This window comes from Pantoea sp. E956-1 (genome assembly GCF_982223955.1).
Genome location: NZ_CEUYZP010000002.1, coordinates 622,222 through 644,869, shown reverse-complemented (window position 1 = coordinate 644,869; position 22,648 = coordinate 622,222). Strand labels below are relative to the sequence as shown.

The 22,648-nt window shown below is 48.7% G+C and carries 16 protein-coding genes and 3 pseudogenes; all 19 read right to left on the bottom strand.

The genetic code is table 11. The annotated features are described in order from the left end of the window. Positions 1-89: 89 nt before the first annotated feature. The 19 genes and pseudogenes from AC0T7J_RS10550 to AC0T7J_RS10460 all read right to left on the bottom strand — a co-directional run bounded on the left by AC0T7J_RS10550 (position 90) and on the right by AC0T7J_RS10460 (position 22,631). Entirely contained in the window at positions 90-695 is a 606-nt protein-coding gene (locus tag AC0T7J_RS10550) for a hypothetical protein (protein WP_473793951.1), read from the bottom strand. Continuing rightward, positions 652-1,392, bottom strand: a pseudogene (locus tag AC0T7J_RS10545) (RHS repeat-associated core domain-containing protein); the annotation flags it as partial. The gene AC0T7J_RS10550 and the pseudogene AC0T7J_RS10545, both read right to left, overlap by 44 nt. 43 nt (positions 1,393-1,435) lie before the next feature. Then, complete coding sequence (locus AC0T7J_RS10540) at positions 1,436-1,825, bottom strand: Imm50 family immunity protein (RefSeq protein WP_473793949.1); 390 nt, start codon at positions 1,823-1,825, stop codon at positions 1,436-1,438. Positions 1,826-1,834: 9 nt separating this feature from the next. Next, positions 1,835-2,530 (bottom strand): annotated as a pseudogene (locus AC0T7J_RS10535) (RHS repeat-associated core domain-containing protein); the annotation flags it as partial. Between the two features lie 286 nt (positions 2,531-2,816). Further along, positions 2,817-3,029, bottom strand: coding sequence for a hypothetical protein (locus AC0T7J_RS10530; protein WP_109654375.1), 213 nt, complete (start codon positions 3,027-3,029; stop codon positions 2,817-2,819). Between the two features lie 15 nt (positions 3,030-3,044). Next, positions 3,045-3,983: pseudogene (locus tag AC0T7J_RS10525) on the bottom strand (RHS repeat-associated core domain-containing protein); the annotation flags it as partial. 232 nt (positions 3,984-4,215) lie between these two features. Further along, positions 4,216-4,467 carry a hypothetical protein gene (locus AC0T7J_RS10520; protein ID WP_099258035.1) on the bottom strand — a complete coding sequence of 84 codons (252 nt, stop codon included), beginning with the start codon at positions 4,465-4,467 and terminating at the stop codon, positions 4,216-4,218. A gap of 457 nt (positions 4,468-4,924) precedes the next feature. Further along, on the bottom strand, positions 4,925-5,263 hold the full coding sequence (locus AC0T7J_RS10515) for a hypothetical protein (protein ID WP_115759230.1): 339 nt from the start codon (positions 5,261-5,263) through the stop codon (positions 4,925-4,927). Positions 5,264-5,265: 2 nt separating this feature from the next. Next, a complete protein-coding gene (locus AC0T7J_RS10510; RefSeq protein ID WP_473793946.1) occupies positions 5,266-9,213 on the bottom strand; it encodes an RHS repeat-associated core domain-containing protein in 3,948 nt (1,315 codons plus the stop codon). A 328-nt stretch (positions 9,214-9,541) separates the two neighbouring features. Further along, on the bottom strand, positions 9,542-10,264 hold the full coding sequence (locus AC0T7J_RS10505; RefSeq protein WP_473793944.1) for an ankyrin repeat domain-containing protein: 723 nt from the start codon (positions 10,262-10,264) through the stop codon (positions 9,542-9,544). Positions 10,265-10,973: 709 nt separating this feature from the next. Continuing rightward, complete coding sequence (locus tag AC0T7J_RS10500; RefSeq protein ID WP_473793943.1) at positions 10,974-11,720, bottom strand: ankyrin repeat domain-containing protein; 747 nt, start codon at positions 11,718-11,720, stop codon at positions 10,974-10,976. 9 nt (positions 11,721-11,729) lie between these two features. Beyond that, positions 11,730-13,028, bottom strand: a complete 1,299-nt coding sequence (locus AC0T7J_RS10495) for a DUF4150 domain-containing protein (protein ID WP_473793941.1) — start codon at positions 13,026-13,028, stop codon at positions 11,730-11,732. Then, a complete protein-coding gene (locus tag AC0T7J_RS10490) occupies positions 13,021-14,175 on the bottom strand; it encodes a DUF2169 family type VI secretion system accessory protein (protein ID WP_473793939.1) in 1,155 nt (384 codons plus the stop codon). The genes AC0T7J_RS10495 and AC0T7J_RS10490 overlap by 8 nt, the downstream gene beginning before the upstream one ends. A gap of 2 nt (positions 14,176-14,177) precedes the next feature. Then, on the bottom strand, positions 14,178-16,325 hold the full coding sequence (locus AC0T7J_RS10485; RefSeq protein WP_473793937.1) for a type VI secretion system Vgr family protein: 2,148 nt from the start codon (positions 16,323-16,325) through the stop codon (positions 14,178-14,180). 174 nt (positions 16,326-16,499) lie between these two features. Next, positions 16,500-17,567 (bottom strand): hypothetical protein, encoded by a 1,068-nt coding sequence (locus AC0T7J_RS10480; RefSeq protein WP_137241529.1) that lies wholly within the window; start codon positions 17,565-17,567, stop codon positions 16,500-16,502. Between the two features lie 22 nt (positions 17,568-17,589). Then, positions 17,590-18,024, bottom strand: coding sequence for a hypothetical protein (locus AC0T7J_RS10475; RefSeq protein WP_473793935.1), 435 nt, complete (start codon positions 18,022-18,024; stop codon positions 17,590-17,592). 23 nt (positions 18,025-18,047) lie between these two features. Beyond that, positions 18,048-19,115: a PAAR domain-containing protein gene (locus tag AC0T7J_RS10470; protein WP_115759220.1), complete on the bottom strand. Its 1,068-nt coding sequence runs from the start codon at positions 19,113-19,115 to the stop codon at positions 18,048-18,050. A 23-nt stretch (positions 19,116-19,138) separates the two neighbouring features. Then, complete coding sequence (locus AC0T7J_RS10465) at positions 19,139-21,109, bottom strand: type VI secretion system Vgr family protein (RefSeq protein ID WP_473793933.1); 1,971 nt, start codon at positions 21,107-21,109, stop codon at positions 19,139-19,141. 16 nt (positions 21,110-21,125) lie between these two features. After that, positions 21,126-22,631, bottom strand: coding sequence for a serine/threonine protein kinase (locus AC0T7J_RS10460; RefSeq protein WP_473793931.1), 1,506 nt, complete (start codon positions 22,629-22,631; stop codon positions 21,126-21,128). Positions 22,632-22,648: the final 17 nt, after the last annotated feature.

Below are 22,648 nucleotides of genomic sequence, written 5' to 3'. Positions count from 1 at the left end.
GATCTAAATTCATTCTTATCTCCACGGATTTGATAGTAAGTTAAACAATTCCTGTAATCTGTTCACTGATGATTCACGACATCCTTATTTTAAATCTTCTGCACCACATCATCTTCGTTAAGGAAAACTTCAAAATCCATATCTTTCGAACAATAACTAAGGAAAGACTTGCTTGTGTTCGTATCAGAATTGAGAGCAATACATCCGAACCCAACATCATCATGAGGATAAATAGCCACATTTTTTGATAAATTAATATAAAAACAGACCTGGCCAATTACTCCCGCGTGACACATTAACAATCGAGAAAGATCTTTGAAGTCATTAGCATCAAAACTCAACTTTAAAGAACTTGCAGGTAAACAGGAGTCCCCATATAGATAGCTTTCAAAATCATCATTCATAGGAAATACTAACCCTTTATCTTTTACATCCTCGTATAACTTCCCATATTTTTTTATAGTATCAACGTCATCCTCTCTTTCATCATTGAATAAAAGTGCAACCAGAATAATACCCTCATCACCACTAGCCCCGAAAAACCCCTCAAATAAATTGATTGCCTTATCAATTAAGTCATATGAAAAAGCACCTTTTTTTTCAAAATAACCAACCCAATTTTCTGACTGACTAAAACCAGAAAAATTGATATCACTTAGTGAAAAACCACTTGTCAACTTTGATAATTTTACCATCACTCATATCTATAGTTATTTTATGCCTTGGTTTTGGTGCTGACTTACCTATACCAACTTTCCATTCACCTTGCTTGTCACTATGCGAAGTATTACTTTTACTCCAAATTTCGTTAGTGTGGTTGTTCTTATAATCTCCTCCTTTAACTTTAATAAAGTCTTCCGGATGCGATGTTGGGGTTCTGACAATATCTCCTATTTCAGCGCTATTTACTTTTTTCTTAGGGTTATCCAGATGGCATTTGGAGAGCCCCAGCGGATCCACCCAACTCAACGGATTCGGCGCATACTGATAAAGGTTAACCCCACCAGCAAGCCCTTTCGGATCCTGGCTCACAAACCTGCCCGCATCCGGATCATAATAGCGAAAACGGTTATAGTGCAAACCCGTTTCCGCATCGAAATACTGACCCTGATAGCGCAGTGGCTGATAAACCGGCTCTGCATTCTCTCCGGTTGCCTGCTCTATGCGCAGCGTATTGCCCCAGGCACGATAGACAGCACGCCAGACCACACTGCCATCCATACCTGTCAGCTCTCGTGGAAGACCTGACACGTTGTTATGATACCAGTTAACCTGCGCGTCATGCTCAGTATCACCCTGCTGCAGACTTAGCTGCGCCAGCGGAGCAAAGCTGTCATCTTCGTAAATACAGAGCTGCTAGCGCGAGCCTCTCACCTCACTAATTATTATATTTATACATAATAACCAAGTTATGTCATTCCTATTGAAAGCCAAATCAATCCCATCTTATATCAGTATACGAGCTAATATTTTCGATTATTAGAAACTCCGATTCACAAAAGATAGAGCTCATCTCGCTTTTTACGCTAATTGTAGATTTACCTTGAGAGCTATGAATATCCGGATTGCATATAAAGTTAACCTTGCAGCAATTAGCATTAAAGTTCTTTACTCCATCAAAACCCAGAACAATGTTCATCGCATTATATCCATTATCATCCCATTTCTTAGGGTGTTTTTGAGGGATACCTTTAATGCTGAACAAGAATCTAATGGATGATGTTTCGTGAAAGTAGAATCCATTTAATTGAGCGTCTTTTAATTCAAAAACATCACCAAACATATGAGTTATTTTTTCTTTGTGTAAAGCACATTCAAACCACATATCAACTCCTTATGGAAAATTATAATGACCGTGAGTTCCAGGAACACTACCGGTATCTAAAATTTTCCCAGTCACTGGTTCGACTGGCCTTACGTTAAAATGTGGTTAAGCACCATGTAAAGGTGTTGCTTTAGCATGTCCTAAACTATGCTCCTGAATTACCACAGTCGAACCATTCCCGTCTTTGAAATGGTATTGTCGATTTTCAATAGGGATCCCATTTTTATTTCTCATGTAAACACCATATCCGTCACCTAACTTAGTCCTACTAACTTCATAAGGCTGCTGATTCTTAGGTATTCCTGCATCACGTTTAGCCTGCCTCAATGCATCCCTTCGACTAACACCTTCATAAGTCGTTTACTTATTTGGTGCACATTTAGTTAACCCCAGCGGATCCACCCAACTCAGCGGATTCGGCGCATACTGATAAAGGTTAACCCCACCAGCAAGCCCTATCGGATCCTAGCTCACAAACCTGCCCGCATCCGGATCATAATAGCGAAAGCGGTTATAGTGCAAACCTGTTTCCGCATCGAAATACTGCCCCTGATAGCGCAGTGGCTGATAAACCGGCTCTGCATTCTCCGCAGCTGCCTGCTCTGTGCGCAGTGTATTGCCCCAGGCACGATAGACGGCACGCCAGACCACACTGCCATCAGCACAGGTCAGCTCGCGTGGCAGACCTGACACGTCGTTATGAAAGTCTCAACGTCAGAAATACGTTGTCTCAGCGTATACATCCACTCAGGTTTCACTGGCTTTTCATCAGGCATTGGCTGATGTTCGTAAGCCATCCTGTTGATGAGTTGAGGCGATAGCTCAGAAAGTAGATGCCCATATTCCCTGCCGTAAATATTAAGATAAAACTCCGGCAATCTGTGATCTATCATATAAATTCCTTTTCAATTACTTGGGGGAAACAAACTCAACCTCAATTTATAGATTATCTAGGGGAAGCCCAGGATCACCTAAACCTCTCCCTTAATTTTCATTTAGTTATAACAATATCTGGAGAGACCCGATGCTTTAAAAAATCAGAAAAATGTTCATGACCAAAACTCTCGCCATATTTCTCCATAATGCAAATAGTATTCAAAATAAAACCGGATAACTCTTTCAATTCCTCAATACTTATTTGCAATGTCATTTCATGAAGAGAAACCAATTCGCTGCCTTCATTTTCGTAACCGTAAATTTTCATAATGCCCTTATATATTTACTCTGGTGGTGTCCAGCCATGACTGATTAGCCATTTGCGTGCTTTCTTTGTCGGTTTGGGCACACCTCGATGCGCATCATGTATACCTCCACTTAAATTAGATGAAGTGCCATCAGAGTAATGAACATGTGCCTCCTGCCCAGGAATGTGACCTCTATCAACTCGTTCTATTTCTCGTGGAGCTTGTCCGCGTTCAACTTCCTTTTGCATTGAACCCGGTGATGAAGGCTCACATTTTCTTGCCAACCCTAACGGGTCAATCCAACTCAACGGATTCGGCGCATACTGATAAAGGTTAACCCCACCAGCAAGCCCTATTGGATCCTGGCTCACAAATCTGCCCGCGTCCGGATCATAATAGCGAAAGCGGTTATAGTGCAAACCTGTTTCCGCATCGAAATACTGCCCCTGATAGCGCAGTGGCTGATAAACCGGCTCTGCATTCTTCGCAGCTACCTGCTCTGTGCGCAGTGTATTGCCCCAGGCACGATAGACGGCACGCCAGACTACACTGCCATTAGCACCAGTCAGCTCGCGTGGCAGACCTGATACGTCGTTGTGATACCAGTTAACCTGCGCGTCGTGCTCCGTCTCACCCTGCTGCAGACTGATCTGCGCCAGGGGAGCAAAGCTGTCATCCTCGTAAATCCAGAGGTGCTGGCGCGAGCCTCTCACCTCACTCAGCAGGCGATTACCTTCCCAGATGAAGCGCGTGATGCCAAAAGCATCGCGTTTCCAGCTTCGACGTCCAAACGCATCATAGCCATAGGTGGTTCGCTGCTCGCTTCCGTTTCGGATGCTCACCGATTCGGTCAGCTGATGTTCAGCGTTCCAGATAAACTGCTGGTCTGTGTGGCGGCCACTCTGTTTGCGCGTCACATTACCAAAGCCGTCATAGGTCCAGCGTTTATCTTCATAAACCCTGAGACGGTTATCCTGGTGTCACGATGCTGCTGATCCTCAACGATCGCAGCATGGCCTCGTTGCATGAGGAAGTGGCCCGCTACGTTCAGAAGAAACGGGACATATTACCGGGATGTCGCTGACTGAGATGAGATTTGAGGTCGGTCAAAAGAAAACCATGAAGGTTGAATAGGGGTGACTGATTCTGACAGCAGACAGCTAAAATTAAAAAGACAGAAGGATAGTTAAGATCGCTTCCGTTTTATTATTCATTCTCAATTTCGTTTATCCAGTGGCGAAGATCATCATCCGTATATAAAAAATCCCGATCTGAAGAAGGTAAATCCACAGCTCCTAGCAATTTCAAGTATTTTAAAATAATGGGATCTTTTAATCTTAATGAGTCATCATCAAAAATATTAAATGCCCATTCAGACACATCATCTCTCTTAGCATTACCTGCCAATATATCTGATATTTTATCAATTATATCAATGCGTTGAATTTTAATATCCAAAGAATCACCTACCTCCTTTATAATTACCATCAATATCAAGTATATGATGGTTCTTCTCATGAGTAACAGGTTTTGGAGCCACACTTCTTATATTTTCAGCATGGTCTACCGTTTCATACCATGTACGTTTATTACCTGTAGAAGGATCCCATTCTCTGACTAACCTGGCACCTTTCATCTTACTTATATTTCGAGATGGATTTACACTCTTTTAATACCAGGCTAAAACCAACATAATTATTCCTTTTTAAAATTTACTTATATTTATCAATGAATAAAATTATTGAAATATCACTGCTCACGAAAGGATAAAACCGCGAAAATACTGTTATCAGATGCCTTACCTACAAGACGTGGATGCAGAATTTTTCATCCACTATGGCAAGCTTTATAATTAGCTAATCAGACGCATTCATCTCCCACTGGCAGCGATCATATGCGGACCTGAATTCTATAGTTAACTCCCATACCAATTAACAATTTTCTCTTTAATAGAATTCAAAAAAGAAATATTAGCAACTATGACATGGATTTGAGTACCATCCACCTCTTTATCAATCTCGCTTAATGAATCAGCATCTTCGTCTAAAATAACCTTTATAATAGCGCCATTACTTTTTTTTCGCGCTGAAAATATTGGATTACCATCCATAAACGGCTTTCCATTTGAAAAAGTAGTATTGTAATATGGGCAATCTACAGGTTTTTCAGAATTTATAAAACTTAAAAAAAAATCTTTTAAAAAAGATTCTAGCGCTAAATACACATTCTCATCATCAAGATAACTATTAAACATATTTACTCCAAAAATGCTTTTCCAGAAATAATCTCAATATCTACGCGTTCGTGCTTAGTGTCTTTCACCATAAATGTTTTACTCACAGGAGCATCAGCACCTCCGCATTTACTGGCAGTAGTTATAAATTTCTCTGCCTTTTGAAATGCATCTTTTCTGAGTGCTAAATCACGTTTATTTAGTTTACCTTTCAACTCAGTCATCATTTTTTTAGCATCCTCTGCAGTAAGGGGATGTTCCTGGCTCCATGAAACAGACTCTTCTAGAGAGGAGCCTTGTGCCTGAATTCGCCCTCGATGAGCTGCTGATAACCCCAACGGGTCAATCCAACTCAACGGATTCGGCGCATACTGATAAAGGTTAACCCCACCAGCAAGCCCTATTGGATCCTGGCTCACAAATCTGCCCGCGTCCGGATCATAATAGCGAAAGCGGTTATAGTGCAAACCTGTTTCCGCATCGAAATACTGCCCCTGATAGCGCAGTGGCTGATAAACCGGCTCTGCATTCTTCGCAGCTACCTGCTCTGTGCGCAGTGTATTACCCCAGGCACGATAGACGGCACGCCAGACCACACTGCCATTAGCACCAGTCAGCTCGCGTGGCAGACCTGATACGTCGTTATGATACCAGTTAACCTGCGCGTCGTGCTCCGTCTCACCCTGCTGCAGACTTAGCTGCGCCAGCGGAGCAAAGCTGTCATCCTCATAAATCCAGATGTGCTGACGCGAGCCTCTCTCTTCACTCAGCAGTCGGTTACCTTCCCAGATAAAGCGCGTGATTCCAAATACATCGCGTTTCCAGCTTCGACGGCCAAACGCATCATAGCCGTAGGTGGTCCGCTGTTCAGTCTCATTGCGAGTGCTCAACGATTCGATCAGTTGATGTTCAGCGTTCCAGATAAACTGCTGGTCTGTGTGGCGGCCACTCTGTTTGCGCGTCACATTACCGAAGCCGTCATAGGTCCAGCGCTTGTCTTCATAAACCCTGAGTCGGTTATCCTGTAAGGGCTGCGTCTGAGCCTCACTCAGCAGATTATGCGCCGGGTCAAAGGCGAAATGCTCATCACGCGCCCGCGTCATCCGTCCCAGCGCGTCATATTCGTAACGATAATCACCCGTGTATTTATCCGTCATCTGCATCAGCTGGCCATCGCGCCGCCAGACGTACTCGCGTGCCACCGCTGACTGCGCGCCACGACCCGCCCGCTGGCTTATCAGCCGTCCCATTTCGTCGTGAAGATATTCACTGGTGATTGCACCCTGAGTGCGGCGCACTTCACGGTGCAGGACGTCACGTTCGCTTTCGCTGATGACACGGTTACCAAAGTTCACCTGCACCCGATGCCCGCTGCCGTAGTAGAACTGCTTCAGTTCACGACCATCGGGTAAAGTGGTGTGCGTCCGGTTACCCAGCTCATCATAGCTGTGGCGCAGTTCATAACGATGACCCCGAACCAGCGTCCGCTCTGCGAGCAGTTGTCCGGCATCATCCCATTCGAGTTCAGAGCGTCCGCAGTGATTGACACCGGCCTTGAGGCGCCCCAGCTCATCGTAACGATAGCGGGTACGTTGCCATGTAGCATCTCCGCCGCGCGACACCAGTTTTTCCAGCAATCGCCCGGCCGGATCCCGTTGATAGTGCGAGTGAATTACCGGCCCGCTGCCATCGCCCTCTTCAATGCGAGCCAGCAGCCAGCCACTGTCATCATATTCATAACGCGTTTTACAACCATCAAACCCGCGCTCCTCCACCCGGTTATCCCGGGCGTCGTAGTGGAATGTATATCGCGCACCGTTCTCATTAATCAGTGCGGTCAGGCGTCGGGCCAGATCGTATTCGTAGCCAATGCTGTGGCCAAGTGCATCAGTGCGTAATAACGGCAAGCCATCAGCGGCAAGTCTCCAGCGCGTAACCTGCCCCTGAGGATCCTGCCAGGCAATCAGACGTTTCCAGCGGTCAAACTCAAAGCTTTCCGTTCCACCATCGGCATGCACAATACGCTGAGGCAGGCCATTCCATCGGTTATAGAACAGCGTCTGATTGCCTGCTGCATCCGTCTGCTGCTTCATCCAGCCATATTTATCATAATCAAAGGTGGTGGTGCGGCCGGAGCAGTCGGTATGACTGATAAGAAAGCTGGCCAGGTTCCAGCATAACCTTTGTACGCCCGCCGCAGCGTCACGCACCCTGACCAGATTGCCACGGTCGTCATGGTTGTATTCCGTGATGCGTCCGATCTCATCAGTAAAGCGGATTAAGTTTCCTGCTGTGTCGTAGATAAATTCCCGCGTGCCGCCCAGCATATTGGTCACACGAACCGGCGTGTTCCAGCGTTCGTGATAGTCAAAACGTGTAGTCTGACCATCTGGCTCAATGATGGCCGTACAGTTGCCGCGTTCATCATAGCGGTAGCGCGTAATTCGGCCGCTCTGGTCGGTGAGTTGTGTCATCTGACCGCGGGCATTACGTCTGATACGAATATGCCCTTCCATCGCATCCTGATAGCCAATCAGTTCCTTATTGTCGTCAAAGTCATAGCGTGTCACGCGTCCCAGTACATCAGTGACCGTTGTAGTCTGACTGCCATATTCAAAACGCCATTCCCCGCCGAGGCTGTCGCGATGCGCCAGTACCTTTCCTTCAGGAGCATAGGTGTCATAGTGATAAAAACACTCCATTTCGCCCTCGCGGCGATGCGCCACCATAATGTGGTTACGGTAACGGAATTCACGCAACACCTCGTTGAGCTCATTACGCACGGTAATCAGGTCACCCTGAGGTGAATAATCGTAGCGGCACAGAATTTCGGCATTCAGAGGATCAGACGGATAACAGACGCTGACACTGGTGATACGGATTAAGGGGATACCCGTATCCGATGAAAATGTTGAAAAGTTGATATTGAATCGACGGCCAGCGCTATCTTCAATCTGCACCGGCAGATGCCGGATATCGTAACGGAGCGTCAGCCGGTTGCCATGACGATCGCTGATGGCAGACAACAGCCAGCGGTCAGATTCAACTTTATGTGTAAAGTGCCAGTGCTGGCTTTCATCCGCTGCTGAAATACAAAATTCTTCAGACTGCGGCTGCGAGAGGGAGAGTTGCTCATAGCGATGAAGCTGAGACTGGCGGCCCGCTTCCGGATAGGGAAACTCGATTTCGCGACCCTGTTCATCCATTAAGACCAGCAGACCCGCTTTCCTGCGTACTTCCTGTGAAATGGGAAGTGACCAGCCCTGTCCCAGCCAGCCATTGCCGATTTCATCGGAAAAATAGTAGCGTTGCCAGTTAAGGGGAACTGAAGCCGGGAAAGAGAAATCATTATCTTCAGGGCCGAACAGCAGTTTGATCCCCAGTACAGGGTTAACCGGACTACCAATCGCCATATCGACCTGCGGCAGAGGCCTTGCCGGAATTTTGCATGGCTCAGTCTTTTTCTGCGCATGTCCTTTGTCACTTCCTCCCTTTTCACTGCCCGCTTTCTTAGCACTGATAACTTCATCAGCTTCTTTTTTGGTGGCTTTAGCTTCAGCTTGAGCGGCGGTTGTTTCAGCCTTGACGGCTGCTTTTTCTGCCAGTTCAGCACCTTCTTTTGCAATACCTTTGCCCACTTTCGCGGCTTCTACTGCTTTGCCAGCCTTTGCTGCCAGCTTACCGGCTTTAAATGCCGCCCCACCACCGGGTACAAAGTTAGCTGCCGCCGAAGCAGCTGAAAGTGCTGCGTTACCATAATCGCCTTCTGCGGTGTAAATGGCCGCGTTCGCGCCGTCAGCCACCGTGCCGACAATCGGAACTGCGCCTAACACGTCCAGACCGGTATGGACCCAGTCGCCATAACTGCTCCACCAGCTTTTCTTTTTCGGCGGGTTGGCACTGCCCGCCGCCACATGGCCTTGTGGCGCAGGCGCATATTGTAATTTACCAATCGTATTTCCGGTTGCCATTGGAGCTCCGTGCGAACATTTACAGGATGAAAAATAAAGTTATTGATAAAACGAATTTACCCGGAAATAAGTGATCACATCAGGCGGCGCAATAATATGAAAAGTCAGTCCAGTCTGAACTTGATCATTGCGGGAGTGAGGTGAGAATAAAAGCGCAGTAACCAGGGCTTGTCACAAAGGCTAGCCGATGCAGATTCAAAGAACTTATTCCGAATAGTGACAGTGACGCTGTTTTTTAGTCTGACTATAGTGGTATGGGTTAGTTGCACTAAAATCGTCTGACGATTTTAGTGCAACTAACCCATACCACTCAGCCTGTCCCAAAACCCTATGGGTTTGCTTGTGCCAGCGCTTTTATCTCTTTCAGCTTATCAATAGCTTTTACATTATCTTTATTTGTATTACTCATTACTTTATCCAGTAGCTGATTAAAAGTTACATTGTTAACATCAGTAATATTTGCATCAGCGCCATGATTTAGAAGGTATTCAACCTGATCATATTGCTCGCCATATATCCCTTCAAATATTGCCGTTTGTCCAAGACCATCTTTGGCATTGACGTCTGTACCAATCTCTACAAGATATTTTAGAGTCGGGAAGGCTTTTTCATTAGTTGCATAAAATATTATTGGCGTGCTTTTAAAGCTCGCATTTTTATCCATCCCTCCCTTAATCAATGCCTTGATAAAAATAGGGTCTGAATATCCCGCTGTATTAGTTGCCACAGATCCCATATCGGCAACGTATTGTAGAGGATCAGCGCCATGCTTTACTAAAACACTCATTACATTGAGTCTGTTAACGTCCTTTTTTGAAGCTTCACTGAGGGCATAATACAAAAACGTCAATCCCTTCTCACCAGGTTTATTAAGATCAGTCTGAGCTGATAATTTCTCCACCTCATCAACATTACCATCTTCAATTGCCTGCGCGAGTTGTAACTGGCCTCCTGAGAAATATTCTTCCGGATGAATATTTTTCATATCACCACAAGCCTGTAAAGTTAACAAAGAAAGCATTAACAGCAATAAGGTTATTTTCCTGATCAAAAATTACCTCCGGAAATTGCTGGCACATGACTGCTCTTTTCTAACTCCAGAAAGCCCATCATCTGACCCATACCTTGAAAAACCCTAATTAGAGTGGCGCTTGATTGATTAATTTATTTAGCATAGTTTTAAACCCCTAGCCATTTTCATTTTTAATACGTGGAATGGCAGCATGCTTTATCAACAATATACAACTACCCTACTAAAATTCAGGCAAACCCCTGATAAGCACACCCTTACTGAAGGGCGACCAATTATTTAGAGCATCATGTTACCAACAAAATATTGCAAAACTTTTAATTGCGTTCAGAACCTGCACTAAATATAAAAATCATTTCTTAATTTATGCATCTGCTTTCACAACCTAAATCCAATAAAGCAGAAAAGTATTTCTATACGCTTCTTTTTAAGCTAATCCAATTTTTCATATAACAGAACCAAATCAGATTCTCTTATATTTTCTGTAGCATCGCTTATTTCAGTTCACCCTTCTGGCCTATGAAATAATTTTATAACATTCATCTCCAATCAAGAAAATTAATGGCCTTACTCTCAATTACAACTGATTTATTCTTTTTTAAGAAACATGGCCTATTGATATAAAATAATAATAAAGCTTGTTTTTTTTCATAAAAACAGTGTGACATCCTTGTCTCTTAACTGACCAAAATAGCCATGACATTATCAGCAAGATCAGCAAGAATCGAAATTAAGCACGTCCACCTTTTTGTTTAGCAAGCTTATGAATTTCCATTAGCTTATCCTGTGTAGAACCTTTCTCACCGTTATTGCGTTTGATCACATCGTCAAGTTGACGCATAAATGACCAACCGGTGTTTGTTTCAACCGCATTAGGATTGGCTCCGTGGTTCAGTAACCACTCGACAGTGTCTAACTGCATTCCATCCAGAGCAGCCATCACTGTCGATTTCCCGAGCGAATCTGTCGCGTTAATATTTGCACCAAGATTTACCATCAGCGCCAGAGTTTTTAAGGTATCGTCTGAAGCGGCATCATGTAGCAAGGGTTGCCCCTGAACTTTCACATTGACGTCCATACCACCGTCAATTAACGCCGCCATAAACTCCGGGTAGGGCGATGTAGCGACTACCTCTGCCACACTGCCCATATCAGGCACATCCTGAAGAGGATTGGCACCAGCTTTGACGAGCTGACTGATGATTTCTAATTGCTGGTTTTTTCTATCCTTCGCTTGTTGCAAAGCAAAATAGAGCAATGTCATGTCCTGCTCGCCTGGTTTATTAAGAGAGGTATCAGGGGTTAGCTTCCTGACCTCCGCGATATTCTCACTGACGATAGCCTGGGCAAGGCTCAATTGTGTACCATGGAAAAATTGTTCTGGAGGGTATTTACTCATTGCATTACATCCTGAAACCGAAATTAAGAATATCAGACCACCATAGCGGGCTACTTTTTTTAAAAGAGACTTAACCATTTTTACTCCTTAAATTGAAGATAATAACTTCTCGTCATTATCTTTCTCCAGTTCAATACAGTGTTTTACCTGGTCCATCCCATGCATATCAATTGCGCTTCCCTCTCCGCCATCCATAGGATGCTTATTGCCAACTGCAGAAGGCGACATTACTAACCCCACTCCGACCGCACTAAATGCAACCGCACCCCATGGTCCCAGAGTTTTCAGTCCAGTAAGCCCAAGCCCACCGATCACTGCAGCTCCTGCCCAGAATCCAGGCTCCTGTATCATAGTAAGAACTTCACCTTTGACACGATAAGCAGAGATATTTTCTGCCGCTTCAGAGACAGGTGCTTCGCCGCTATACTTTTTAACGGTTGATGATTTCAAGCCTGCGGAATTGAATGTCCAGCCCGTTTTTCCGCTTGCCCGCGAAGCTGATGAAGCCATTCCGCCTCCCAGAGAATGTCCGGTCATATCAATTGGCGCTGAGGAGCGTCGAACCGATGTGCCTATTGAAACAGCCTGCTTGTAATAATTTGAGTCTACACCTATGCCCTGCTGAAGATTGTTTTTCCAGTCAACAGTTTCCGTCATTCGGGTCCCTCTGAATACGACGGATGCAGACATATCTTTCCCAAAAACAGCTTCATCGGGTTCATATACCCTTGCACGAAAACCCGGTTCTTTAGCGATTCTTAATGATTTTGGCGTAAGGTTATATTTTGCCAGCGCCTCAGGGTCGTCACTGATATCTTTCCAGCCTTCGGGTATGTCAGGCATAGGTCTGGTAGGATCGCGGGGCTCATAAACATAGTCCGCTAACCTCGCTTTCTCCATGCCGGTATTATTCTGTTCAAGCCGTAACGCTGCCTGCACCGCTTTAGGATCCTTACTATTCTTTCCTTTTTCAATCAGCGCCTTACGCCTTTCCCACGTTTCTTTCTTAGTCAGATTGCCACCACGCCCGCCAATCGCCTTGCCATTCATGGCAAACATATCCTGCACTCGATTTAGCGGAAACCCGCCAATATAGGTATCAGGACTGTGCTCTATTGACCAGCAGTCACCCTCAACCGTACCACTCACTACACCTTTGTTGCGTCCTGCTGCATCACCAATAGTGGTCGGTACGTAACTTATTTTATAAACAAACGCCGCATGACCATTAAATCTCACGCTGTTGATGGTGCTTTTAGAAGGTGCCAGTGTAGCAGTAACTGGATAAGGTACCGGTGGCTGAATGCCGGGGGTGAAACAAAGATCCGGCGCTAGCCCGACAACTTTGTATACACCGTCTTTACGTGCGGCATAGTTATCAGCCATGGCGTTGCTCCTTGTTGATAAGAGCCAATAGCGAAGGTGGCAACGGGACAAAACTGTCAGTCTGACTGTCGTTAAGCTGTTGCTGCGCACGTTGCATCATTACTTTTCGCGCATCCATAGCGATAAAGCGTAACTCCGTCATTGCAGGTTCCAGTTGTTCAGAAAATACCGCGCGATAGCTGCAATGGACTTTGCGCGTAGGTAAATCGATTACCAGCGTGTCGAGTTGCAAATCATACGTCACTCCGGCGCCCTGCTGCGTTGTAACAAAGGCAAACAGAGTTTCAACCGGCACAGAAAAATCGATCTGCTGCCCACTCTTTTCCTGATGCGATATCAGGTTTTTGAGTGTGACGGGAATATGAGTCATAGGTTTGGGTAAGGGGAATTGCATCCACGGATGCGCTCCACACCAGTAGTCAAACCGAAAATCAGCGGGCAGAAACGGATGCCGATACTGTTTCCACGCTTCATCATAGGTACCGGCAAACGTAATGCGAGGATGCCAGCCTCGACCATAGAAACCAAAACCGGCAGGCAGATTTTCATCTTCAATATTCTTAACTGGATGGGGCAGCAGTTCAAACTGGGGTGCCGGAAGGTGCTGCAGCCTGAGCTCATTCTGAGCTTTGGCCGGTAACCAACCTCTGCCAACACTATTAACAGATGATGCCAGTTCTTCACCTTTTTCCAGTCGGTATAATCCTCCCTGAGCAAATTCATAGCGTAAATCAACATGAGTAACAGGCTTTGCGTCAGTGAGATGCCAGGTGGCGACCATTTTTTGCCACTCGCGCGGGCCATAAACATTCAGCAGACGGGTGAAATCACCGATACGAGCGCCGGCAGTGAAATGCCGAACAGGCTTATCTTCAGGTGCCCACGCAGTGCCATTGATCACCACATCCAGCCTGGGTTTGTAAGGCGCAAGGTCGCTTTCAAAGCGCACACTGCTCGTGCCCGGTTCATCGTAGTAGTGATCCTGCTCGACCAGGTCGCCCTGATCTTCACACAAGGTTAGCTTACCGGTAATGATATCGAGATCGTAGCTAACGCGAGCCACCAGCACGTTAAAGCCATGATCATGCTGGTCAAGCGACTCAAACAGCAGCGCCGGAAAGGCGCTATAATTGGCAAAGTTTTCCATAATCAGTTGATGTCTATCTGTGTTCCGTCGATATTAATCACCTTCTCACCGACCAGCTTGATCTTGTTCGCGCTGATGGTGATGGTGCCATTCTGCTCAAGCACAATCATCGATTCGCCACATACCATGGTGATTTTGTCTTCGGCACTGAACTCCGCAGTAGTCCCGGCAGTCAATGCCATATCCCGCCCGGTATTGAGCGAATATTTCATGCCGACATGGTGTGCCTGCATTCCGCCGACATTAGTCATCCAGCCGCCACCAACGTTTAGCATGTATGCCGCGCCAATATTGGTGTTCTGCGCCAGACCGACATTGAGCATTGAAGCCAGTGCAATGGTTTCAGCTTTCGCCCTATCCACTTTCAGTGTCTGGTTGCCATTAATCGTGACCGACTGATTCTGACCAATCCGCACTTTCTCATTCTGATCGACCGTTTCAGTACGATTACTGTGTACGGTGATGGTTTCATTACCATCCACCGTTTCAGTACGGTTCTGATGAACGGTAATGGTTTCATTTTGATCAACCGTTTCTGTACGATTTTTCTTCACCTCGGTGGTTTCATTGCCGCCGATAGTTTTAGTCCGGTTGCTGCCGACGCTGTGGGTTTCATTGTTCTCAACCTCAGTGTCCATGTTCTTCTCGGCATGTAGCCAGACCTGTTCCTCACCCGACTTATCCTCAAACCTTAACGCGTTTGCGGTGTCCGCCGTGCCATCCTTCGACCGGCTCAAAAAGCCCATCTGCGTCGCTGCCGCCGGCAGCGCCCACGGCGGCATGCTCGCCTCGTTGTAAACCCGGCCGATGATCAGCGGACGATCCGGATCGCCGTTGATGAAGTCCACCACCACTTCGTCGTTCACTCGCGGGATCTGCACCCCGCCAAATCCCTGACCCGCCCAGGCGCTGGAGACGCGCACCCAGCAGGAGCTGGTGTCGTCGCCCTTCGCCAGCCGGTCCCAGTGAAACTTCACCTTCACCCGCCCGTAGCGGTCGGTCCAGATCGACTCGCCTTTGGGTCCCACCACCTTCGCCGTCTGCGGGCCGTGCGTTTTCGGCCACGCCGTTTCGGGCGGCGTGCGGTACGTCACCGACGACGGCAGCACCGTGAAGTGGATGTTGTGACGGCTGTCGCCGGTATCGCCGCTGGCGTAGGCGTTCTCGGCGAAGTCATAGGTCGCCGAGGTCACCAGATACTCGCCGTTGTCGCTGAAGTGCGGCGCGTTGATGATCGAGAAGGTAAAGCCCGGCGCGATGCCGGTGGCCGTGCCCGACCCGCTGACGCTGTGGTGCTCAGCCTGCCACACTTCCTGACGGATGCGCGCGTAGGACTCACCGTGGCTGTGGTCGACAAAATGGCCCGGCCAGTCGTAAACGTCCACCGAGCCTGGCACCGGCGACGCCGGGTTCTGGCGGGCCTGCAGCATCCAGGCGTTCGGCTTGCGGAAGTCGTAGTCGTCGGTGCTGTAAATGCCCGGCGTCACGCTCTCCGCCAGCGACCACTGGCTGATGCCCTCTTCCGTGACCACGCCGCCCGACGGGGTGACGTGATAGGCGATGGTTTCATAGCCCGGAAACGCCTGATGCTGGTCCGGCGCGTCGCACAGCACCAGCGTGTGTCTGTCCGCCTCGTGGCGGAAGAAGTAGTAAATCCCCTCCAGCTCCATCAGGCGGCTGATAAAGTCCAGGCTGCTCTCCTGATACTGCACGCAGTACTCCCACACCCGGTAGCTGCCCGCCAGGCGCGTCTCCACGTTGACCCCGTACTCCTTCAGCAGCGTCTGCACAATCTGCGGCACCGTCTGGCTCTGGAAGATGCGCAGGTTGCGGTCACGCTTCATCGGCCACAGGTCCGGCTCGACCGTCAGTTCATAGACCGCGTAGCGCGTGCCGCTCAGCTCCTGGCTGCGCACCGCCACCCGGGTGATTTTGCCGTTAAGGTAGCGTGGGCTCAGCGCGTTCATCAGCCCGTCGGTCGGCAGCGTAAACGTCACCGGCTTCCCCAGCAGGGCGTGGCGGTCGATGCGCGCGTCGGTGGCCAGCAGTTCAGCGGTGAGCACAAACGGACGGGACAGCGTCTCGGTGCCCTTAAGCGTATGGAACAGCAGACCGTCCGCCGGCAGCTGTGCGGTAATGCGTGAGAACATGGTGATTTACCTGACTGACTTGAACGGCAGGGTGTTACCTGACCGAAAGTGTAGAAAGAAATGTTGCGGATTCAGCCCAAGGAGGGTTTTGTAATTAATAATTGATTATCAAAAGCTGATACTTAATGGCAGGCGATTAAATAAAACATTATGATTCAAGAATTTCTTTATCTATCAGATATTTTCTATTTTTATTGTGGAAAGAATGATTTCCATACATCTTTTGTTGATTTCAAAATGGTAATCATGTGGATTCCTTTGTCTGCCTACTAACTCGGCATAGCACCATAGACTTGATTGCCGGAAAATATACATCTGATAAAAAGCTCGCATTTTATCTTTTTCACTAGATACTAGACCGCTGCACGTTTGAAAAACAGAATCGGACGCATCATTAATTTCATTCTGTAGCGATTCGGGTTCATTAGTAACAAGTGAGATGTTATCTAAAGTCTGATGGAATCTTTCCGTAGCCTTCTCAAAAACACTGTCAGCTGAGGGGAAGTCCTTAACAGGATAAAAATAAAGATTAATTACGCCATAGTTGACATGATCAACAGTGTGTTCAATAACCATTCGGTTGGTCGCAATTGTTTTTGCACGCCACGAACCAGGAACCTTGAACGAACCACTGCTTCCCAAATCAACCGTAACTAATAATTCCGCCATTCCTAAATTGCTGCGATGTAAAAGATCCCAGTTAACAGACGTCACATAAATATCGTTTAGCAGAGTTGCATAATCATGACTAGCACAGGATACTTTTAACAAAAAATAGTTACCGCCGCTTTCCTGCGGATTATAATCTTTCTGAACCGTATAACGAGAAATTACCTCATCGCCAGATTCATGTTTTCTGATAGTGAGCACATCTGCAAACATACCGTTTTCAGATGCTTTGCCAACAAAACGGCGGTGCAACACTGTCTCCCCCATTATGGACAGTTTTTTGAATAACCAGTCGGCGGCATTCATCTCCCACTGGCAATGTTCATAACCCATCCAAACCTCAAGATAAGGTGAAGTGTCTGTTGTTAGATAGCGTCCAATGTTGGTTAAACCCACTGCAGGAAAATCAACCGGGTTAACCTCTGCAGGCTTCAATCCTTGTGGAAGAACAACCCAATAATTGAGCATTTCTTTAGGTGCCGATGTGTATAGGCATTTCCAGAATCGCTGCTGTGTTTCCTGCCCTGTAAAAGCTGATATAACCGGAAAATCATAAATCATTTCAACGTTCATAAAACTCCTTTTTACCAAATACTCAGGCTAGCCAAATACCATAGAACATCAATACGCTTCCACATGAAATAACACATTTCGCGAGAACAAGAAGAGAAAAAGAAAAGCTACTCGAAACAGACGATAATTGATTATAGTTTTCATAGTTGTATTTTTTATGGAAGACCATAATCTTTTTAAAGATGGCACATAGCATAACCACCATGAATTTCATACCCAAAACAGTCAAAAGAGAGAGACCTAAAGCTGTAGTAAAATGTCTAGCTAATGCCATAGGCATTATTTCCCATGACACAATCAAATCATGCATAAGCCGCCCAAGTAAAGCGGTAAAAATCAAAACTCCAACCACTTTCAAAATAAGCATAAACCATTCTTTTTTATTAAAAAAATCCTGACCATTCCATAAATAAATAAGTGTCAGGATAAGAAAAATGACAAAAAAAATGTAATTCACTATAAACTCCTCTGTAATGAAAATCAGTCACCAACTATAACACTGCTACAACCGGTGATAATAAATCCTTCACCACTGCCAGTTTTTTTAAATTTTTTATTTTCACTATCATCATCTTCATATCCCCATTCTAAAATTCTTTTGATGGAAATTTTCGTATCAATGTCAAACCCTAACCCCAGAGCCATCATAACTTCACCTGAAAGCTTTATATTAAGTGAGTCGTCGTTAGTATCAATATATCCCGTTATTCCTCCAGAAAGTCCAACTGCGACTGCAGTTCCGCTAATTTTTGCATTAGTCACAATAATACCATATAAATCAAAGTTGCCTGAGGCCTCTCCTTTGATCGCTGCTGCTTCTGCACCCGCTTCCGCGCTAAACCCGTAGCGCCCATTATTACCTTTGTAAATCTCCGAAACTGCCTTAGCTTCAGCGGTTCCCAATGTCACATCTCCGGTACCGCTGCCGTAAAGTGTTCCCTCCTTGCCCAAAGCACCGCTTGCACCATACTGCATCCCCAATGCAGTAGCGCTGTTGTTAAATCCCGTAATATCGCTGTCACCACTGTAACCGTACCAGGTCCCTGTCACATTGGCTACCGCGATTTTATTGCGCAATTCGCCTCTTGTAAGATCATTACTCTTCATATTACCTATGGTTAGGTCTTCAAGAGCAAACCCTGATGAGGCCGTATCAAAACTGCCGTCAGCATTTTTATCCTGCAAACTGGAGATGGCACTCAGTATGGTTGCATCAAAATGATCACCGTGTATTGTGCCATCTTCACTTGCTTTTTTAGCAAGGCTTCCTCCCCAATACTGGGGAGGCTTTGCCTGTGGTTTATCTTCTTTGGTTGCGCCAGATACACTACATTGCGTTTTGTCACCCTTTCGCGCCAATGGCAATCCGTTAACATAAACGCTGACCGTTCCGCCGACGATAATACCGTTACCATGCTCTGAACAGACGATACGATCGCTTTTCCTTGCAGCGGGGAAACCGCCGATAATCACATCTGGGCTACCAGACTGGATTGGGCCACTGTGCGCTGCTTTATCTATCAGAGCTCTGGCAGCTGGCATTCCCATGCATCTTCTCCTTTTTAACAATATCAGCTGTTAATTTTGACTACAGCACTTCTGATGTCCGTGATGTTCGTCCCGGAGATCTCAACACTGTCACTAGCCTTGAGTTGCGCATTTACACCGCCCCCCAACATTGTCATTTTTTTGCCCGTCAGCATGGCAGTTTCAACACTTTCTGCCTGGATATTTCCTGCGTTAACCTGAATCTGAATCCCATCGGGAGATATCAAAATATAGTTATCGTTCACCTTTAATTTGATGCTGGTGTTAGCTTCAAGCAACGCATTGCCCTCTTTATCCATGGTCAGCACCGTTTCGCCTTCGCCAACATTAATAACGTGCTGGATGCCCGTATTGCTCACCGCATGTTCACCCACGTCGGCCTGACGATTGCGCTTTATCGTGACTTTTTCGTCACGGCCTATGCTTTTCTGCCGATCCACACCAACATGGTGCGTCTCACAGCTTTCCACTTCCGTATCCATATTTTTTTCGGCGTGGATCCAAATCTGCTCATGCCCTGCTTTGTCTTCAAAACGCAACGCATTAGCAGTATCGCTGTTGCCATCCTTCGACCGGCTCAAAAAGCCCATCTGCGTCGCTGCCGCCGGCAGCGCCCACGGCGGCATGCTTGCCTCGTTGTAAACCCGGCCGATGATCAGCGGACGATCCGGATCGCCGTTGATGAAGTCCACCACCACTTCGTCGTTCACTCGCGGGATCTGCACCCCGCCAAATCCCTGGCCGGCCCAGGCGCTGGAGACGCGCACCCAGCAGGAGCTGGTGTCGTCGCCCTTCGCCAGCCGGTCCCAGTGAAACTTCACCTTCACCCGCCCGTAGCGGTCGGTCCAGATCGACTCGCCTTTAGGCCCCACCACCTTCGCGGTCTGCGGGCCGTGCGTTTTCGGCCACGCCGTTTCGGGCGGCGTGCGGTACGTCACCGACGACGGCAGCACCGTGAAATGGATGTTGTGACGGCTGTCGCCGGTGTCACCGCTGGCGTAGGCGTTCTCGGCGAAGTCATAGGTCGCCGAGGTCACCAGATACTCGCCGTTGTCGCTGAAGTGCGGCGCGTTGATGATGGCGAAGGTAAAGCCCGGCGCGATGCCGGTGGCCGTGCCCGACCCGCTGACGCTGTGGTGCTCGGCCTGCCACACTTCCTGACGGATGCGCGCGTAGGACTCGCCGTGGCTGTGGTCGACAAAATGGCCCGGCCAGTCGTAAACGTCCACCGAGCCCGGCACCGGCGACGCCGGGTTCTGCCGCGCCTGCAGCATCCAGGCGTTCGGCTTGCGGAAGTCGTAGTCGTCGGTGCTGTAAATGCCCGGCGTCACGCTCTCCGCCAGCGACCACTGGCTGATGCCCTCTTCGGTGACCACGCCGCCCGACGGGGTGACGTGATAGGCAAGGGTCTCGTAGCCCGGAAACGCCTGATGCTGGTCCGGCGCGTCGCACAGCACCAGCGTGTGTCTGTCCGCCTCGTGGCGGAAGAAGTAGTAAATTCCCTCCAGCTCCATAAGGCGGCTGATAAAGTCCAGGCTGCTCTCCTGATACTGCACGCAGTACTCCCACACGCGGTAGCTGCCCGCCAGGCGCGTCTCCACGTTGACCCCGTACTCCTTCAGCAGCGTCTGCACAATCTGTGGCACCGTCTGACTCTGGAAGATGCGCAGGTTGCGGTCGCGCTTCATCGGCCAAAGGTCCGGCTCCACCGTTAGCGCATAGACCGCGTAGCGGGTGCCGCTCAGCTCCTGGCTGCGCACCGCCACCCGGGTGATTTTGCCGTTGAGGTAGCGCGGGCTCAGCGCGTTCATCAGCCCGTCGGTCGGCAGCGTAAAGGTCACCGGCTTCCCCAGCAGGGCGTGGCGGTCAATGCGCGCGTCGGTGGCCAGCAGTTCAGCGGTGAGCACAAACGGACGGGACAGCGTCTCGGTGCCCTTAAGCGTATGGAACAGCAGGCCGTCCGCCGGCAGCTGTGCAGTAATGCGTGAGAACATAAGTAATCCCTGACTATTAACTGTGTGGATCGAGCAACCAGACACCTTCTTCACTGATGTTCAGCGTTTGTTCGCGGGTGCCACTCTGGCCGCTGATGGCAAAGGTGTAGTTGCCCGGTGCCAGTTGCAGCGTGGCGAAGCCATTCACCGCCGGCACCAGCGCCTGCGGCTGACCGTTCACCTGAACGCGTTCACCCTGCTGCAGACGGATATAGACCTGGGCGACCGGCGCGGGCGGTGGTGCCGGTTGTGGATCGGGTTCACGCGCGGCGGTCTGCGCGGGCTCAGAAGTCTCAGCCGGCGTGCTGGCAACCGTATCCGGTGAGGCGTCAGCCTGGGTCGGAGGTGCGGCAACCGGCTGGTTAACCGGCGCGACGGTGACGGCAGGCGCGTCGTTCTGCGCGGTCTCAGCCGGCGGTGTCTGTTCGTTACCGCGTGACATCAGCAGACCGGCGCCCAGGCCGACCAGCACGCCAGCGGCAACCAGGCCCGGCAGTGCAAAGCGGTGTCCCAGCAGCGTTTTCAGTTTCGAGGCGGGTTTGCTCACCTCCTCTTCTTCTTCAATCGGCACCAGCATCGTGCCCGGTCCGCTGATTTTTGCGCTAAGCAGCGGTTCCGGTTCACGTTCCGGCAGCGCCATCAGCTCAGCAAAATCATCAATGCTCTGAGGGCGGTCTTCCGGTTTCAGCGCCAGCGCACGATCGACGGCGCTGAGTAGTGCCGTCGAGTAGCCCGCCATACGGCGCTGCACCAGCGGCTGGTAGTTATCTTCGATGCTGCGCACCACGCTGACCGGCGGCGGCGCACCGGTAATCAGGGTATGCAGCACCGCGCCCAGCGCGTAGATATCGGTCCATGCGCCCTGCTCGCTCTCGTCGTTGTCGCTGTACTGCTCAATCGGCGCATAGCCGGGACGCAGCATCGTCTCGCTCTCATCCGACAGATTGCCGATGGTTTTACGCGCCGACCCAAAGTCCAGCAGGATCGGCTCGCCGCTGCTCTGAATCTGGACGTTATCCAGCGAGATATCGCGGTGCAGATAGCCCGCTTCATGGATGGTTTTGATCGCGCCCAGCAGCGGTGGCAGCATGCGACGGATCCAGGCCTCATTTACCGACTGCGGATTGCGTTCGCTGAAGTTCGAGAGCGTGGTGCCGCTGTAGAACACCGTGCCCATATAGGCGGTGTCGTTCTGCACCCAGAAACGCAGCACGTGCAGCAGGTTGGGATGGTTAAAGCGTGCCAGCAGCCGCGCCTCTTGTATAAAGCTGTTCAGTCCGGCGTGGAAGGTTTTGCTGAACCGTTCGCTGCGCAGCACCAGATTCAGGTCATCGCTGCGCACAGCCAGCGAGGCGGGCATAAACTCTTTGATGGCGATATCACGTTCAAGCTGGTGATCCCAGGCGCGATAGACGATGCCAAAGCCGCCACCGCCAATGACCTCTTTGATTTCAAACTCATTGAAGCGGTAACCCAGCGGCAAGGCGTTGGGGACATTCAGGGGTTGATCATGTTCCGACATATTCAATTACTCTCTGA

Bases quoted from the DNA above. Each gene is read 5' to 3' on its own strand.
- AC0T7J_RS10550 (WP_473793951.1), bottom strand. From the start codon at position 695: ATGGTAAAATTATCAAAGTTGACAAGTGGTTTTTCACTAAGTGATATC.
- AC0T7J_RS10540 (WP_473793949.1), bottom strand. From the start codon at position 1,825: ATGTGGTTTGAATGTGCTTTACACAAAGAAAAAATAACTCATATGTTT.
- AC0T7J_RS10530 (WP_109654375.1), bottom strand. From the start codon at position 3,029: ATGAAAATTTACGGTTACGAAAATGAAGGCAGCGAATTGGTTTCTCTT.
- AC0T7J_RS10515 (WP_115759230.1), bottom strand. From the start codon at position 5,263: ATGTTTAATAGTTATCTTGATGATGAGAATGTGTATTTAGCGCTAGAA.
- AC0T7J_RS10510 (WP_473793946.1), bottom strand. From the start codon at position 9,213: ATGGCAACCGGAAATACGATTGGTAAATTACAATATGCGCCTGCGCCA.
- AC0T7J_RS10500 (WP_473793943.1), bottom strand. From the start codon at position 11,720: ATGGTTAAGTCTCTTTTAAAAAAAGTAGCCCGCTATGGTGGTCTGATA.
- AC0T7J_RS10495 (WP_473793941.1), bottom strand. From the start codon at position 13,028: ATGGCTGATAACTATGCCGCACGTAAAGACGGTGTATACAAAGTTGTC.
- AC0T7J_RS10490 (WP_473793939.1), bottom strand. From the start codon at position 14,175: ATGGAAAACTTTGCCAATTATAGCGCCTTTCCGGCGCTGCTGTTTGAG.
- AC0T7J_RS10485 (WP_473793937.1), bottom strand. From the start codon at position 16,325: ATGTTCTCACGCATTACCGCACAGCTGCCGGCGGACGGTCTGCTGTTC.
- AC0T7J_RS10480 (WP_137241529.1), bottom strand. From the start codon at position 17,567: ATGAACGTTGAAATGATTTATGATTTTCCGGTTATATCAGCTTTTACA.
- AC0T7J_RS10470 (WP_115759220.1), bottom strand. From the start codon at position 19,115: ATGGGAATGCCAGCTGCCAGAGCTCTGATAGATAAAGCAGCGCACAGT.
- AC0T7J_RS10465 (WP_473793933.1), bottom strand. From the start codon at position 21,109: ATGTTCTCACGCATTACTGCACAGCTGCCGGCGGACGGCCTGCTGTTC.
- AC0T7J_RS10460 (WP_473793931.1), bottom strand. From the start codon at position 22,631: ATGTCGGAACATGATCAACCCCTGAATGTCCCCAACGCCTTGCCGCTG.